Annotated in this window: 13 protein-coding genes and 3 tRNA genes; 8 read left to right on the top strand and 8 right to left on the bottom strand. The window is 75.5% G+C overall.

Annotation, left to right across the window (positions count from 1 at the left end; genetic code table 11):
* Positions 1-52 precede the first annotated feature (52 nt).
* Positions 53-835, bottom strand: a complete 783-nt coding sequence (locus A2U95_RS14945; RefSeq protein WP_166022750.1) for an EI24 domain-containing protein — start codon at positions 833-835, stop codon at positions 53-55.
* 51 nt (positions 836-886) lie between these two features.
* Between A2U95_RS14945 and A2U95_RS14940 the strand changes: the two genes are divergently transcribed.
* The gene (locus A2U95_RS14940; RefSeq protein ID WP_166022748.1) at positions 887-1,912 is read left to right on the top strand and encodes an NADP-dependent oxidoreductase; all 1,026 of its coding nucleotides are present in this window, start codon (positions 887-889) and stop codon (positions 1,910-1,912) included.
* Between the two features lie 33 nt (positions 1,913-1,945).
* Here A2U95_RS14940 and A2U95_RS14935 read toward each other — a convergent pair whose 3' ends face one another.
* Both A2U95_RS14935 and A2U95_RS14930 read right to left on the bottom strand, forming a co-directional pair.
* Complete coding sequence (locus A2U95_RS14935) at positions 1,946-2,731, bottom strand: SCO2400 family protein (RefSeq protein WP_166022746.1); 786 nt, start codon at positions 2,729-2,731, stop codon at positions 1,946-1,948.
* Between the two features lie 235 nt (positions 2,732-2,966).
* The gene (locus A2U95_RS14930) at positions 2,967-3,344 is read right to left on the bottom strand and encodes a cold shock domain-containing protein (protein ID WP_166025232.1); all 378 of its coding nucleotides are present in this window, start codon (positions 3,342-3,344) and stop codon (positions 2,967-2,969) included.
* Between the two features lie 274 nt (positions 3,345-3,618).
* On the opposite strand from A2U95_RS14930, the gene A2U95_RS14925 reads away from it, so the two are divergent.
* The 4 genes from A2U95_RS14925 to A2U95_RS14910 all read left to right on the top strand — a co-directional run bounded on the left by A2U95_RS14925 (position 3,619) and on the right by A2U95_RS14910 (position 10,307).
* The gene (locus tag A2U95_RS14925) at positions 3,619-6,609 is read left to right on the top strand and encodes a beta-galactosidase (RefSeq protein ID WP_166022744.1); all 2,991 of its coding nucleotides are present in this window, start codon (positions 3,619-3,621) and stop codon (positions 6,607-6,609) included.
* A 5-nt stretch (positions 6,610-6,614) separates the two neighbouring features.
* Positions 6,615-7,226 carry a hypothetical protein gene (locus A2U95_RS14920; RefSeq protein WP_166022742.1) on the top strand — a complete coding sequence of 204 codons (612 nt, stop codon included), beginning with the start codon at positions 6,615-6,617 and terminating at the stop codon, positions 7,224-7,226.
* Positions 7,227-7,371: 145 nt separating this feature from the next.
* Positions 7,372-8,859, top strand: a complete 1,488-nt coding sequence (locus tag A2U95_RS14915) for an acyl-CoA synthetase (protein ID WP_166025230.1) — start codon at positions 7,372-7,374, stop codon at positions 8,857-8,859.
* 410 nt (positions 8,860-9,269) lie between these two features.
* A complete protein-coding gene (locus tag A2U95_RS14910; RefSeq protein WP_166022740.1) occupies positions 9,270-10,307 on the top strand; it encodes a rod shape-determining protein in 1,038 nt (345 codons plus the stop codon).
* 43 nt (positions 10,308-10,350) lie between these two features.
* Here A2U95_RS14910 and A2U95_RS14905 read toward each other — a convergent pair whose 3' ends face one another.
* Together A2U95_RS14905 and A2U95_RS14900 are read right to left on the bottom strand one after the other, a co-directional pair.
* Complete coding sequence (locus A2U95_RS14905; RefSeq protein ID WP_166022738.1) at positions 10,351-11,286, bottom strand: anti-sigma factor RsbA family regulatory protein; 936 nt, start codon at positions 11,284-11,286, stop codon at positions 10,351-10,353.
* Positions 11,283-11,651, bottom strand: coding sequence for an STAS domain-containing protein (locus A2U95_RS14900; protein ID WP_166022736.1), 369 nt, complete (start codon positions 11,649-11,651; stop codon positions 11,283-11,285). The genes A2U95_RS14905 and A2U95_RS14900 overlap by 4 nt, the downstream gene beginning before the upstream one ends.
* A 194-nt stretch (positions 11,652-11,845) precedes the next feature.
* Here A2U95_RS14900 and A2U95_RS14895 point away from each other — a divergent pair, with 194 nt between their 5' ends.
* The gene (locus A2U95_RS14895) at positions 11,846-12,004 is read left to right on the top strand and encodes a hypothetical protein (RefSeq protein WP_166022734.1); all 159 of its coding nucleotides are present in this window, start codon (positions 11,846-11,848) and stop codon (positions 12,002-12,004) included.
* A gap of 109 nt (positions 12,005-12,113) precedes the next feature.
* Here the strand turns inward: A2U95_RS14895 and A2U95_RS14890 are convergent.
* The 3 genes from A2U95_RS14890 to A2U95_RS14880 form a co-directional block, all read right to left on the bottom strand.
* Positions 12,114-12,190 (bottom strand) — tRNA-Ile (locus A2U95_RS14890).
* Positions 12,191-12,359: 169 nt separating this feature from the next.
* Positions 12,360-12,432 (bottom strand) — tRNA-Asn (locus tag A2U95_RS14885).
* 6 nt (positions 12,433-12,438) lie between these two features.
* Positions 12,439-12,511, bottom strand: a tRNA-Asn gene (locus A2U95_RS14880).
* A 149-nt stretch (positions 12,512-12,660) separates the two neighbouring features.
* On the opposite strand from A2U95_RS14880, the gene A2U95_RS14875 reads away from it, so the two are divergent.
* Together A2U95_RS14875 and A2U95_RS14870 are read left to right on the top strand one after the other, a co-directional pair.
* On the top strand, positions 12,661-12,960 hold the full coding sequence (locus A2U95_RS14875; protein WP_166022732.1) for a YtxH domain-containing protein: 300 nt from the start codon (positions 12,661-12,663) through the stop codon (positions 12,958-12,960).
* Positions 12,961-13,131: 171 nt separating this feature from the next.
* Positions 13,132-14,586, top strand: coding sequence for a xylulokinase (locus A2U95_RS14870; protein ID WP_166022730.1), 1,455 nt, complete (start codon positions 13,132-13,134; stop codon positions 14,584-14,586).
* The last annotated feature ends 198 nt before the right edge of the window (positions 14,587-14,784 follow it).

The raw sequence follows: 14,784 nt of genomic DNA, 5'->3' as shown, positions 1-14,784 counted from the left end.
CGCGGCCCGGCCCGCTCGTCCCCGCGCGGGCCGGGCCGCGGCGGCGGGGAGGTCACGCGCCGGCGAGCTCCGCGGCCGCGCCGTCCCGCGTCTCCTCGCCGAGGAGGTCGCGGGCCATCAGCGTCGCCCCCGCGACGACCCCCGGCATCAGCAGGACCGCCACGAACGGCACCAGGAACGTCACCGCCAGCGGCGTCCCGAACCCCCACACCAGCATCTTCCGCGACCGCAGCAGTTCCAGCCGCTTGCGCAGCTCGACGCCCCGCCGCTGCAGGGCGACCGCCGTCAGCTCCTCGGTGAGGAAGAACCCGGTGACGAAGAACCCGATCACCGGCACCACCGTCTGGCCCACCACCGGGATGAACCCGAGGGCGAACAGCAGCAGGCCCCACATCGCCGCCCGGACCACCACCCGCAGGCTGTCCCGCCCGGAGATCCACAGCTCGCGCAGCAGCGGCAGGTCCGACACGGCCGCCGTGCCGTCGGGCGAGACGTCCCGGTCGACCCGCTCGGAGAGGGCCTCGTAGAAGGGCTGCCCTATCAGCAGGGTCATCGCGGTGAAGGTGAGCACCGCCGCCAGCAGCGAGGCCGCGTAGAGCAGCACGGTGAGCGCGCCGCGCACCAGGCTGGCCCAGGTGTCCGACCAGTCGTCGGCGAACGGCGTCGCCCAGGTGACGAACGCGGACCCCCAGACGAAGAGCGCGGCGAGCATGCCTATGTAGAGCACCAGGGTGATCAGCCCGGGTATGAGGCCGAAGCCGTACTGCCTGCCGTGCCGGGCCACCCAGCGCTGGCCCTTGAACAAGTAACCGAATCCGACCCCGAGATCACGCATGACGGAACTCTAGCGGTGCGTCCCGGTGGCCGAGCGGGCACCATGGAACCCATGTCCCATACACGTGAACTTCCCGCACAGAGCCGAGCCTGGCATCTGAGGAGCCGTCCGGTCGGCGAACCGAAGCCCGACGACTTCGCCCTGGTGGAGAGCGAACTCCCCGAGCTGAAGGACGGCCGCGTCCTCGTCCGCAACCACTACTTCTCGGTCGACCCCTACATGAGGGGCCGGATGTCGGACGCCGAGTCCTACGTCGCCCCGTTCGAGCTGGACAAGCCGATGCAGGGCCACGCGGTCGGCGAGGTCGTCGCCTCGAACTCCCCGGACCTCCAGGTCGGCGACTACGTCGTGCACATGCTCGGCTGGCGCGACTACGCCTCGCTGGACGCCCGCCACGCCTTCAAGGTGGACCCGGACGCGGTGCCGCTCTCCGCCTACCTGGGCGTGCTGGGCATGCCCGGCCTGACCGCCTACGCGGGCCTGTTCAGGGTGGCGTCCTTCAAGGAGGGGGACTCCGTCTTCGTCTCCGGCGCGGCCGGCGCGGTCGGCTCCCAGGTGGGGCAGATGGCGAAGCTCAAGGGGGCCTCGCGGGTGATCGGCTCGGCCGGTTCCGCGGAGAAGGTCCGCCTGCTCACCGAGGAGTACGGCTTCGACGCGGCCTTCAACTACAAGGACGGCCCGGTGGGCCGGCAGCTCCGCGAGGCCGCGCCGGACGGCGTCGACGTCTACTTCGACAACGTGGGCGCCGACCACCTGGAGGCGGCGATCGGCTCGCTCAACCTGGGCGGCCGGATCGCGGTCTGCGGCATGATCGCCGTCTACAACGCGACCGAGCCGGTGCCGGGCCCGCGCAACCTGGCCCGGCTGATCCAGACGCGCGGCCGGATCGAGGGCTTCCTGGTCGGCGACCACGAGGACCTGCGCCCGGCGTTCACCGAGGAGGCCTCCGCCTGGATCCGCTCCGGCGACCTCAAGTACCGCGAGACGGTGACCGAGGGCATCGAGAACGGCGTGGACGCCTTCCTCGGCATGCTGCTGCGCGGCGACAACATCGGCAAGGCGGTCGTCAAGGTCTGACGGGCCCCGCCCGGCCGCCGCCGCGGTCCTCGTCTAGGAGCACCACCACAGCACCCGCTCGCAGGTCGGCGACGGGGTGGGGGTCGGCCGGGGCGAGGCGGAGGTGGCGGTGGGGGTCGGCCGCGGCGGGGCCGGGTCGGGGGCGGAGCTGCTCGGCGGCTCCGCCGGGCCCTCGGTGGCCGGGGACCCGTCCGTGGAGGACGGGGACGGCGACGGGCTCTCCGACGCCGACGCCGACGCGGACGGGGACGCGGACGAGGACGAGGTGGGGGAGGCCGACGACGTGTCCTCCCCGGGCGCGGCGCCCTCGGACCGCCCCTCCGGCAGCGGGACGCGCTCGACCTCCGCCGACGGCTGCTCCTGGCCGGCCGCCGCGGCCGCCGGCGTGGAGGCGTCCTGGCCGCCGACGGCGGCCACACCGAGTCCGAGGCCGCTGAGCAGGCACACGGCGATCAGGACCGTGCGCCCCGGACCCCGGCGACGGTCCCGGCGCGAGGAGGCCCGGGACGCGGCCGGCTGCCGCTCCCGCGGTGAGCGGAGTCCGGCACGGCGGCCTCCGGGGCTCCTGACATCCCCTCCGCGCCTGGTGTCCCCGGTGCCGGTCGGCTCCGCGCCGGACTCCTCCACCGCCGCCGTGACGTGCTCCGCCTCCCCGGCGGGTCGCCCACCGGTGGGCGCCTCGCCGGGGAGCGGCCCGGCGGGCTCGGCGGAAGCGTCGACGGCTTCGGCGTACTGGTGGAGTTCCCAGGCCGGCGTCCCGCAACCGGGGCAGTTGAACTGCAGGTTGAGGTGCCGCCGGCACCGCACGCAATAGTCCATGAGGACGGAAGGGTAAGTGCCCGACCGGTGACTTCGCGAGGGGCCGAGGTGAAGATCGTGTGCGGCATTGCGGGTCGCCCGGCGGGACACGGACACCGCGTGACCGGCCGGCCGCGCTGCGTGCTCCGGCGGGGCCGGCGGGGCGGGTGCGGGGTCCCGGCCGCCCCGGCGGGTGCCGTGAGCCGCCCGGCCCCGCCCCGGTCCGGCGCGCGGCGGCCGGAGCGCCGGGCCGCCCTCAGGTCAACCAGCCCCGGGCACGGGCGAGTTCGAGGACGCAGCCGCGGACCTGCCGGAGCTGCGCCGCCGTCAGCGTCGGCACCGCCTCGATCAGCGCCTCCGTGAGTTCCGTACGGAACTCCCCCGCCGGGGTCCGCGGTCCCGCGCCGGCGCCGCGCGGCGCCGGTGCCGGGGCGAGCAGGCGGATCTCCGCCCCCTTCGGCCCCTTCTCCCCCATCTCCAGCAGGAACTCGACCTGGCACCCCTCCGTGTACAGGTACTTGTCGTCGAGCAGGTCGTTGGCGTGCATGAACACGTCCTCCCCGCCCTCGTCGGGCGCGATGAACCCGTACCCGCGCACCTCGTCGAAACGCAGCACCCTGCCGGTCACCAGCACGCCGGACCCACCCGCCCCTTCATCGGTCGCCGCGGCTCCATCGGTCACCACGGCCGAGCGGTGCCCGAAGTTACCGGTGCGAGGCGCCGCGCAGGGCCGCTTTCCGCGGGTCGCCCGCGAAACGGACGCCTCCCGCCCGCGGCACCCCCTGCCGCAATGCGGCATACCGGAAGCAAACGGGCGCGCGGGACGCCCACCGGACCACCCCGGACGTGACCCCTGTGGAGAATGGGGCCCGCGCGTCGATGTGGCGCGGGAGTCGGCGGAGGTTCTGTTGGTGTTCACCAGGCGTACGTTCGGTGCCGTGGCCGGCACGGCCGTTCTGGGGCTGGCGCTGGCGGGCAGCAGCACGGCGGCCGCGCCGACCGCCTCCGCGTCGCGGAACGTCCCCACCGGCCGCCCGCCCGCCCCGCCGCGCGCGGACCGGCGGCCGCACTCGGTGCGCCACGACCGGTACTCGCTGATCGTCGACGGGCAGCGCCTGGTGCTGTGGTCCGGGGAGTTCCACCCGTTCCGGCTGCCCAGCCCCTCGCTGTGGCGGGACGCGCTCCAGAAGATCCGCGCCTCGGGCCACAACGCGGTGACCGTGCCGGTGGCGTGGAACCACCACTCCCCCGCGCCGGGCCGCTACGACTTCACCGGCGTGCGCGACCTGGACCTGCTGCTGCGCACGGCCGCCGAGGAGCACCTGTACGTGGTGCTGCGCCCCGGCCCGTTCCTCGGCGCCGACCTGGACGCGGGCGGTCTCCCGGGCTGGCTGGCCGGCACCGGGGGCGGACCCCGCGCCGACGACCCGGGCCACCTGGAGCACGTCGACGCCTGGCTCACCGCCGTGGACCGGATCGCCCGCCGCCACCAGTACACCCAGGGCCGCGGCACGGTGCTGCTCTACCAGTTCACCGACGTCAGCGGCGCCGCCTCCGCCGCCTACCGGGAACACCTGTACGCCAAGGTGCGGGGTGACGGGATCGACGTGCCGGTGTTCCACAAGGAGCTGGACGCCGCCTCCGAGCCGGCCGTCCCGGACCCGGCGGCCACCCCGCCGGACCGCGGCCTGTACTTCGGCGCGGCCACCGCCGAGCGGGCGCGTCCCCGCACCGCCGGGGTGCTCGCCGAGTTCGCCGCCGGGCAGCCGGTGCCGTGGGGCGGCGGCCGTTTCGGGGCGCGGGGGTCCGAGGCGGTCCGCGGCGAGTTCGACGCCGCCTACGTGCGCCGCACCTGTCTGACCGACATCGCCAACGGCCTCACCGTCCACAACACCCGCCCCGCGTTCGGCGGCACCAACTGGGGCTGGCAGGGCGGCCCTTCGACCATCACCTCCTACGACCTCGCCGCCGGCCACGACGAGGCCCGCAACCCCACGCCCAAGCTGGCCGCGACCCAGCAGATCGGGCACATGCTGCGCACCGTCCCCGACCTGGCGAAGCTGAACCGGGCCGCCGACGTGCGGGCGGACGACGACCGGGTGCGGGTGTACCACCTCACCAACCCGGACACCGGCTCGCACACGTACGTGCTGCGCAACGACTCGGACGCCCGGGTGTCCACCACCTTGCGGGTGGCGGGCTCCGACCTGCCGGTCCGGGTCACGCTGGAGCCGCGCGACGCCCGGCTGATGATGGCGCGGCTGCGGCTCGGCGAGCGGCTGCTGCGGCATTCGACGGCGCAGCCGATGCTCTTCCTTCCGGTGGGTTCCATGGACGTCGCCGTCTTCACCGGCACCCGCGACGAGCTGGTCGAGGTGGTCCTGGAGTGCCCGGTGGGGCCGGTGACCACCCGGCTGGACCCGGAGCCGGCCTGGGCGCTCGACCGGGGCCTGCTGCGGGTGACCGCGCCGCTGGGCAGGGGCGGCCTGAGCCGGGTGCTGGTCGAGGGCGGCGGCAGCCGCCGCCCGCTGCTGCTGGTCTTCGCCTGCGAGGAGGACGCGGCGCGGCTGTGGCCGGTGGAGACCCGCGAGGGGAACTTCCTGGTCTACGGCCCGTCGCTGGTGCGCACGGTGACGCCGCACGAGGACAGCGTCGACCTCACCGGTGACGTGCGGGCGCTCACCGGTCTGGAGGTGTGGGCGCCCGGCGGGATCGGCTCGGCCACCTGGAACGGCGCCCGGGTGCGGACCACCGTCTCCAGGGCCAACGCCCTGGTGGCGACGGAGCGGTTGAAGCCGCCGCCGGCGGTGGAACTGCCCGCGCTGACCGGCTGGACCCGCCGGGCCGAGAACCCGGAGGCCGACCCCCGTTTCGACGACGGCCGCTGGCGGCCCGCCGACCGGAGGACCTCCTCCGGGACGACGCCGGTGCCCGAGGGGCAGCCGGTGCTCTTCGCCGACGACTACGGCTTCCACTACGGCGACCTCTGGTACCGGGGGCGGTTCGGCGACGCCCGCGGCGCGGTCTCGGTACGGCTCTCCTACCGGGCGGGGCCGCAGGGCCTGCTGATGGCCTGGCTGGACGGCGAGCCGCTGGGCGTCCACCGGCGCCCCGGCGGCGCCGGCGACGGCCCGGGCGAGGCCGCGGGGCCGGACGAGGCCGCGGGCCCGGGCGAGGACACGGCGGGCTCCGCCACCGCGGAGTTCGCGGTGCCCGCGCACCTGCGCACCCCGGGCGCCCACGTGCTGTCGGTGCTGGTGCGGCCGATGGCCCGTGCCGTCGGCAGCGGCTCGGCGGGCGCCCGCAGGGCGGCGCGCGGCCTGGCCTCGGTGACCTTCACGGGGGCGCGGCCCGAGGTGGAGTGGCGGATCCAGGGCGCCACCGGCGCGGACCCGGTGCGCGGGCCGCTCAACAACGGCGGGCTGTACGGCGAGCGGAAGGGCTGGCACCTGCCCGGCCCGGTGGACGGCGACGGCTGGGAGCCCGCCGCCCTCCCCGGGGAGGGCGACCGGCGGGAGGACCGGCCGGACGCGCCGCCGGAAGCACCGCAGGAGGCGCGGCAGGGCGTCACCTGGTACCGCACCTCCTTCACCCTGGACGTCCCCGCCCCGGTGGACGCCTCGGTCGGGCTGGTGCTGGAGGACGACCCGGAGCGGGCCTACCGGGCGCAGATCTTCCTCAACGGCTGGAACCTGGGCCTCTACGTCAACGACACGGGGCCGCAGCACGTCTTCCCGCTGCCGAACGGGGTGCTGCGCACACGGGGCGGGAACACCCTGGCACTGGCCGTCCTCTCCGACGGCACCACACCGGCCGGCCCGGGCAGGGTGGGCCTGCGGCTGCTGGGCGCGGCCGTGGGCGGCACACCGGTGGACGACGTCGACTCCCCCGGCCGGTGAACGCGGTGCCGCCCTCGAACCGCTCCGCCGCCCCGGGCGCGCCCTTCACCCGGCTGGACTTCCAGCTCGTGCTGCTGCGCCGCATGGCCGACTTCAACCCCGGACCGGTGGAGGAGGCCCGGCGGCGGCTGGGCGCCTCGGCCGCCGACATGCGGGAGGCCAACCGGCGCTGGCAGGCCATGGTCCGCTCGCCGCGCGGCCGGGGCGCGGCCGCCCGTTACGGTTCGGTGCTGGGCGAGCCGGAGCTGACGCGGCGGCGGGTGATCGGCGGCCTGGAGTGCGAGGCGCGGCTGTGGCCGGTGCCGCTCTGGCCGGACCTGCGGTTCGAGGTCCTGGTCGCCCCGACGGGCGCGGTGTGGAACGAGTGGCTGGTGCGCGCACCGGGCGACCCCGGCCCCGGGCCCCGCGTCCTGGACGACCTCACGCCCTGGTCCTGCACGGTCGACGAGGCCGCCCGCGCCTTCCCCGGGGCCCGGCCGCTGGAGGGCGGCGCCCCGACCCGCCGGGGCCTGGCGCTGACCGTGCCGGACGCGGACGGCGCCCGCTGGAAGTGCGTCGCCGAGTTCACCTGGGGACTGCTCCAGCGCACCGTGGTGACGGGGGCCGCCGCCGGGTAGGTTCCGTGCGCCGCTGTCCCGTCCGAGCGAAGGAGCGCCCGTGCCCCCGTCCCCGCAGTCCCCCCCGCCGCAGTCCCCCTCGCCGCGGTCCCCCTCGCCGCAGCCCTCCCCGCCGCGGTCGTCCGCGCCGCGGTCGTCCGCGCCGCTGTTCCCCCTCCTCCACGACCCCGCCGTGGCCGGCCGCCCCGCGCTGGCCTTCGGCGACGGCTCCCTGACCTACGGGGACCTCGCCGGCGCGGCCGGCACGGTGGCCGCCCTGCTGCGCGGTCTGCCGGACCGGGGCGCGGGCCGCCGGGTCGCGGTGTGGGCGACGCCCGAGCTGGAGACCGCGGTGGCCGTGGTGGGGGCGCTGGCGGCGGGCGTGTGCGTGGTGCCGCTCAATCCGCGGTCGGGCGAGCGGGAGCTGGAGCACATCCTCGCCGACAGCGCCCCGGACGCGGTGCTGGCCGCTCCCCGCGCCCGTCTCCCCGAGGCGTCGGCGGGGCTGGAGCGTCTGGACGTCGACCCGTGGACCCGGACCGCCCTGGCGCCGGACACCGCGGGACCGCTCGACCCGGCGCTGGTCGTCTACACCTCCGGCACGACCGGACCGCCCAAGGGCGCGGTGATCCCCCGCCGGGCGGTCGCGGCCACCCTGGACGCGCTGGCCGACGCCTGGGCGTGGACCGGCGACGACCTGCTGGTGCACGCCCTTCCGCTGTTCCACGTGCACGGCCTGGTGCTCGGGGTGCTCGGCCCGCTGCGGCGGGGCGGCGCCCTGCGGCACCTGGGCCGCTTCGACACGGCCGGGGTGGGCCGGGAGCTGAACGCGGGCGCCACCATGTTCTTCGGCGTGCCGACGATGTACCACCGCATCGCCGAGGCGCTGCCCCGGGAGCCGGAGCTGGCGAAGGGGCTGGCAGCCGCCCGGCTGCTGGTGTCCGGTTCGGCCGCCCTGCCGGTCCACGACCACGAGCGGATCCTGGCCGCCACCGGCCGCCGGGTGATCGAGCGGTACGGGATGACCGAGACGCTGATGAACACCAGCGTCCGCGCCGACTCCGGGGACCGCCCGGCGGCGGCCGGGACGGTGGGGGTCCCGCTGCCCGGCGTGGAGCTGCGGCTGGTCGACGACGACGGCGACCCGCTCCCCGTGCCGGACGGCGAGAGCGTCGGCGAGATCCAGGTCCGCGGCCCGAACCTCTTCACCGAGTACCTGAACCGCCCGGACGCCACCGCCGCCGCCTTCACCTCCGACGGCTGGTTCCGCACCGGCGACATGGCGGTGCGCGAGATCGACGGATCGGTGCGGATCGTGGGGCGGCGGGCCACCGACCTGATCAAGAGCGGCGGCTACAAGATCGGCGCGGGCGAGATCGAGAACGCCCTGCTGGAGCATCCCGCGGTGGCCGAGGCCGCCGTCACCGGGGCGCCCGACGAGGACCTGGGCGAGCGGATCGTCGCCTGGGTCGTCCCGGCCGACCCGCAGGCGCCGCCGACCGCCGGGGAGCTGGCCGGCCACGTGGCGGACCGCCTGGCGCCCCACAAACGGCCCCGTGAGGTGCGGCTCCTGGACGCGCTGCCCCGCAACGACATGGGAAAGGTGATGAAGCGTGCGCTGGACTCCTGTTCAGCCACTCCCTTGACCGGGTGATCCGCTTTCCCGCGCCCGCACGGGCCGGCCGGTCCGGCGCCCCTGCGGCGAGCCGCCGGAGGCGGAACGCGCCGCGGCGCCGCCTCCCCCTTCCCGGGGAGGCGGCGCCGCCGTCGTTCCTCCGTGGTGGCGGACGGAACCGTCCGCCCGGATCCCGCGCGGCCGACGGACCGGAAGCGGGCTGGAGGCGGGCGGGAGACCGAGGGGGATCGCGCGCCGGCGTGGACCCGCCTCCCGGATGGCACCGCGGAGCCCGCGGCGCGGCACGACACGCCCAGAGGCCGGTGCCGGCCACCCGTACGGGCCGCACACGGCCGGGCGGCTCCAGCGGGCGCCGTGCGGCGGCGGCTCGCAGGATGCGGAGAGGGACGCCGGCCGGCGTCGCCCACCGCATCCGGGAGGTTCCACCAGTGACCGCCAACCTCGACCAGTTGCGCCGCTGCCACTTCGCCGTGGACCTCGGTGCCGCACGGACCCGCGTCTACGTCAAGGGGGCCGGACTGATCGTCGACCAGCCCTCGGTGGCCGCCGTGAACACCCGGACGGGCGCGCTGATGGCGGTCGGCGAGTTCGCCGAGCAGATGACCGGCCGCACCCCGTCCTACATCAAGACGGTCCGTCCCGTCTCCGGCGGCACGGTGGTCGACATCGAGATGGCCCAGCGCATGCTGCGTCACCTGATCGGCGAGAAGACCCGGCGCGTCCTGCGCCGCAAGCCGCGGCTGCGGGCGGCGGCCTGCACCCCGCACGACGCGGACCCGCTGGCCCGCCGCGCCACCGTGGAGACCCTGGTGGGACTGGGCGCCCGCCGGGTCGAACTGGTGGACACGCTGATCGCGGCCGCCGTGGGCTGCGGGCTGCCGGTGGAGCGCGCCGAGGCCACCATGATCATGGTGTGCGGGGCGGCGGCCACCCAGGTGGCGGTGCTGTCGCTGGGGTCGATCGTGACCGCGGAGCGGATCGGCGTCGGCGGCGAGGCGGTGGACAACGCGATCGTCCAGCACCTGCGCCACCAGCACGAGCTGATGCTGCCCAGCCAGTCGGTGCGGCCCCTCCAGCTCGCCCTCTCCGGCAACGGGCTCACCCCGCACGGCCCGGCCACCACCGAGATCCACGGCCGTGACGTGGCCACCGGTCTCGCCCGCACGGTCCAGGTGGACACCGCGGCGGTGCGCAACGCCATCCAGACGCCGCTGACGGCGGTCCTGGACGGCATCGGCAAGGTGCTCCGCGACTGCCCGCCCGACCTGGTGGCGGACCTCGCCGACCGCGGGATCATGATGGTCGGCGGCACGGCGCTGCTGCCGGGCTTCGACCAGATGCTGCGCCAGGCGACGGGCATGCCGGTGCACATCGCCGAGCGGCCCGACGTCTGCGCCGTGCAGGGCCTCGGCGCCATGCTGGACGGCAAGGTCGAACCGCTCGTCCTCAACCCGGCGGCCGGCTGAGCGGGTCCGCCCGAGCGGGCCGGCCGCGGGCGGACTCCGCCGGTCAGAGCGCCAGATACACCCGGATGGCGGTGCCGTACCCGCCGGTGTGCACGCGCACCAGGTCCGCCAGCAGGTTGACGGTGAGCAGGCCGCGCCCGCCGATCTGGTCCCGGCGCGCCGGACGCCGCCCGGCCAGCGGGTCGGTCAGCCGTCCGGCGTCGCGGACCTCGCAGACCAGCCGGCCGTCCTCGGTCCACAGCAGCACGGTGCCGCTGCCCCCGCCGTGGACCACGCTGTTGGTGGTGAGCTCGGCCACGATCAGGGCGAAGTCGTCCAGCCGCTCGCCGGCCAGCCCCAGCTGGGCGGCCTCGGCGACGCTGCGGTGCCGGGCGGTCGGGAGGGTCTCGGCGTCGTAGTCGTAGGTCAGGCGGATCCCGCCGGGCGCGGCCGGCAGCGGCTGGTTGTAGCGGGCGACCAGGCCGTCCGGGTCGTAGACCGGGCTGTCGCTCCGCCGCCCCGTGCCGTCGATCACCACCGGGTGGGTGACGTAGGCGTCCGCGAGGGTCCGCTCGTCGAGCCGGGTCGTGTCGTACGGGCAGAGGATGCTGACCTCGCGCCCGGTGAACGCGTGGTTGATGAGCGCCTCGTGCTGGGCGCACGCCGGGTACTCGGTCTCCGAGCGGCCCGCCCAGATCGGCTCGCCGATCAGCCGGACCCTTCCGGCGCCCGGGTGGGCGTCCGCGAAGGCCCGCAGCACTCCGGGAATGATCCGGCCGGGGTTGCGGCCGGCCTCCTGCATGTCGAGGAGGCGCACCCGCCGGGCGTCCTCGCCCAGCCCCGCCTCGATCAGCCTCAGGTTGTACGACGGCACGGCGACGGCCACCGGCTCGCCCCGCTCCAGTCCCTCACGGACGAAGGAGACGCAGCCGGCCAGGTACTCGTCGGTGTCCGCGTAGAACAGGGCCGGATGCACGAAGGGTTCGGTCACGGTACTCACGGCGTCGGCACCTCGATCCCCGGCAGACCGGGCCAGTACATCTCCAGGACCCGGCTGAGGGTCCTCGGCGGGTTGTGCAGCACCATCCGGCGGCCGGACTCCAGCCGGCCCGCGGCGACGGCGAGCGCCTCGGCTCCCGCCACGTCCACGAAGGAGACCTCGGACAGCTCGAGCACGTACGCGCACCGGTCCGCCCCGACCGCTCCGGCCAGTGCGTCCGCCCACACGGTACGCGTGGTCAGGACGACCTCCCCGGCGATCCTCACCCCGCGCCCGCCGGGCAGGGGACGGACCACGAGGTACGGCGCCGCCTCCGTGGCCACCGGGGCCGCGGCCCCCGCCGCGGTCCTCTCCGGGCTCTGCACACCGCCTCCTGTTCGACTGCTTCGGTGCGCGGTCCAGTATGCCTGGCCGGCACACGCCCCGCGCCCGCCGCACGCGCCCCTCCGGCGAGACCTCCGCCACGCGTCAGCCGCTCCCCCCACGGGTACCCGCCGGCAGAGACCCACAGGCGGTGGGCCGCATCACCACATGCCCCGATCACTCGAGGAGAACCCCGATGAGCGACCAGTCGATCCCCATGACCTCACAGGCGGAGGGCGAACGCGAGCCGGAGCCCGGCGAGCCCGCGCAGGAGGAGCACCGGAACCCTCCGCACACCACGCCGTCCCAGGCCGAGGGCGAGGCCGACGACGACGAGCCCGACGGCCGGGGCTGACCACCGGACCGGCACGCCGCGCCCGGACGGCGGGCGCACGGGCGGGCGGACCACGTGGGCGGACGCACAGGAAAGCCCCCGGAGCGTTCCGGGGGCTTCGGTGGGTCCGTGGTGGGGCGGGTGGGACTCGAACCCACGGCCGGCGGATTATGAGTCCGCTGCTCTAACCGGCTGAGCTACCGCCCCGTCACGGCGCGTCGCGCACATATGTGCGCGCCGTCTGCCGCAGCATAGCCGCTCATACGATCTCCTGCCTCAGGTAGGTCGCCTGCATGGCCATGACCAAGGGGGGAGGGCCTGCCGGAGGGGCGGCAGGACATGAAAAAGGACCCCTACGGGGCCCTCGTTCACCATGCTCCCCCGACTGGACTCGAACCAGTAACCTGCCGGTTAACAGCCGGCTGCTCTGCCAATTGAGCTACGGAGGACCGAAGCTCCCCCGACTGGACTCGAACCAGTAACCTGCCGGTTAACAGCCGGCTGCTCTGCCAATTGAGCTACGGAGGAATGCCTCGCTGCATCGAACGCATCCGCCTGGGTATTCGCCAGAGGGCGCGCGCTCGCTGCGAGACATACATTAGCGCAAGCAGGGGGGTGCTCCGCCAATCGGTATCCCCCCGCGACCGTTGCCGAAGCCGAAGGAAGGGTGGCCGACCATGCGATACCGGCTCACGTTCATGTCCGGAGTAGCCCTGGGTTACGTGTTCGGCGCGAAAGCCGGGCGGGAGCGGTACGAACAGATCGTCGCGAAGGCCCGACAGGTCACTCAGAACCCCGCGGTGCGCAACACCGCGGAGACCGCCGCCCAGCAGGGCCGGCAGGTGGCGGGCAAGGCTTACCACACCGTGAGCGACAGGATGCCGGACTCGGTGTCGCAGCGGGTGAAGTCCGTCCGCGGCAGCCGGGCCGGTTCGAACGGCGGCGGCACGGACGACTGGGGAACCGGAACCGCCTGACCCCGCTCCACGACCCGGCCGACGACCGGGGTCCGCCACCGCGGTCCGTGAACCGGATCCGCGCGGCGGGACGACGGCACCGGGCCCGCGCCGGCGTGCGCGGGCCCGTGCCGTGTGCCGTCCCGCAGGCGTCAGGGCCAAAAGCGTGACGGGTGGTGCACAATCACCCTCATGGGGATAGTCGCCGGCCTGGACAGTTCGTCCGATTCCACTCGCATCGTCGTCTGTGACGCGGAGACCGGTGCCGTGCTGAGGCAGGGCTACGCCTCGCACGCGCTCGAGGCGGCCGAGGGCGGGGGACGCCCGTCGGACGTCGACCCGCAGGTGTGGCTGCGCTCCCTGGGCGAGGCGGCCGTCGGGGGACTGCTGGAGGGCGTGCAGGCCATCGGCGTCTCCACCCAGCGCAACGCCCTGGTGCCGCTGGACGCCCAGGGGCACGTCGTGCGGCCCGCGATGACCGGGGCCGACCGGCGGGCCCAGACGTCGGCCGCCGACCTGGTCGACGCGCTCGGCGGCCGCGAGGGCTGGGCGCAGGCCGTCGGGCTGGTCCCGCAGGCCGCGCAGCCGGTGACCAAGCTGCGGTGGCTGCGCCGCAGCGAGCCGGAGAACGCCGACCGCACGGCCTTCCTGATGCAGGCCCACGACTGGCTGGTGTGGCAGCTGCTGGGCCGCCCCGTGCGGCGCACCACCGACCGCGGCGGCGCCTCCGGGACCGGCTACTGGTCGGCGGCCACCGGATCCTGGCGCCCGGACCTGGTCGAGCTGGCGCTCGGGCGGGGGGCGGGGCTCCCGGAGGTGATCGCCCCCTGGGAGGCGGCCGGCACCACTCCCGAGGGACTGCTGATCTCGGCCGGCACCGGGGAGACCCAGGCCGCCGCGTTCGGACTGGGCGTCGGCGTGGGCGACGCGGTCGTCTCGCTGGGCGTCTCGGGCTCGGTGATGGCCGTGCACCCGGAGGCGGTGCGGGACGGCGGCGGCTCGGTGACGGCGCTGGCCGACGCGACCGGGATGCACCTGCCGGTGGTGTCGACGACCAACGCGGTGCGGGTGCTGCGCGCCACCGCGCAGATGCTGGACGTGGACGGCCCGCAGGCGCTGTCGGAGCTGGCGCTGAAGTCGACCCCGGGCGCGCACGGGCTGGTGCTGCTGCCCTACCTGGAGGGCGAGCGGACCCCGCACCTGCCGCACACGGCGGGCACGCTGAGCGGGCTGCGGACGGAGTCCATGCGGCCGGAGCACCTGGCGAGGGCGGCGTTCGAGGGGATGCTGTGCTCGCTGGCGGACGCGCTGGACGTGCTGCGCGGGCGGGGGGTCGCCGTGCGGCGGGTGTTCCTGCTGGGGCAGGCGGCGGAGCTGCCGGCGGTGCGCGCGGTGGCGCCCGCGCTGTTCGGGGTGCAGGTCGTCGTCCCGCAGCCGGCCGACTACGCGGCGCTCGGGGCGGCGCGGCAGGCCGCCTGGGCGCTCGGGACGGCCCACGGCACGCTCGACCCGCACCGGCCGCCGGCCTGGCAGGGCGCGGCGGCCCAGATCCTCGAACCCGGCGACGACCTGCCGGTGGGCCAGGCCGTCCGGCAGCAGTACGGCGCGGTCCGCGAGCAGACCCATCCGGGCGCCTTCCCGGCCTGACGGGCCCGCGCACACGCACGTGACCTCTCAATGCCCGCGCGCGGCCGGGTCTGGCACCCCAACGGCTGAAACCCGGCCGGGTTCCGGCCCGCGCTTGGCTCAATTGACTTGAGGTAACACCCCGGGAGTGTCAGACGATGGGCGGCGTGGGGTCCGCACCGGCGGTCCCCCTCCTCGTCGGCCTCTCGAAAGTATCGG

The organism is Streptomyces chilikensis, from assembly GCF_001642695.1.
GTDB classification, from domain to species: Bacteria; Actinomycetota; Actinomycetes; order Streptomycetales; family Streptomycetaceae; genus Streptomyces; species Streptomyces chilikensis.
This window is presented reverse-complemented; position numbering and strand designations above follow the sequence as displayed.

Bases quoted from the DNA above. Each gene is read 5' to 3' on its own strand.
- A2U95_RS14945 (WP_166022750.1), bottom strand. From the start codon at position 835: ATGCGTGATCTCGGGGTCGGATTCGGTTACTTGTTCAAGGGCCAGCGC.
- A2U95_RS14940 (WP_166022748.1), top strand. From the start codon at position 887: ATGTCCCATACACGTGAACTTCCCGCACAGAGCCGAGCCTGGCATCTG.
- A2U95_RS14935 (WP_166022746.1), bottom strand. From the start codon at position 2,731: ATGGACTATTGCGTGCGGTGCCGGCGGCACCTCAACCTGCAGTTCAAC.
- A2U95_RS14895 (WP_166022734.1), top strand. From the start codon at position 11,846: ATGAGCGACCAGTCGATCCCCATGACCTCACAGGCGGAGGGCGAACGC.
- A2U95_RS14875 (WP_166022732.1), top strand. From the start codon at position 12,661: ATGCGATACCGGCTCACGTTCATGTCCGGAGTAGCCCTGGGTTACGTG.
- A2U95_RS14870 (WP_166022730.1), top strand. From the start codon at position 13,132: ATGGGGATAGTCGCCGGCCTGGACAGTTCGTCCGATTCCACTCGCATC.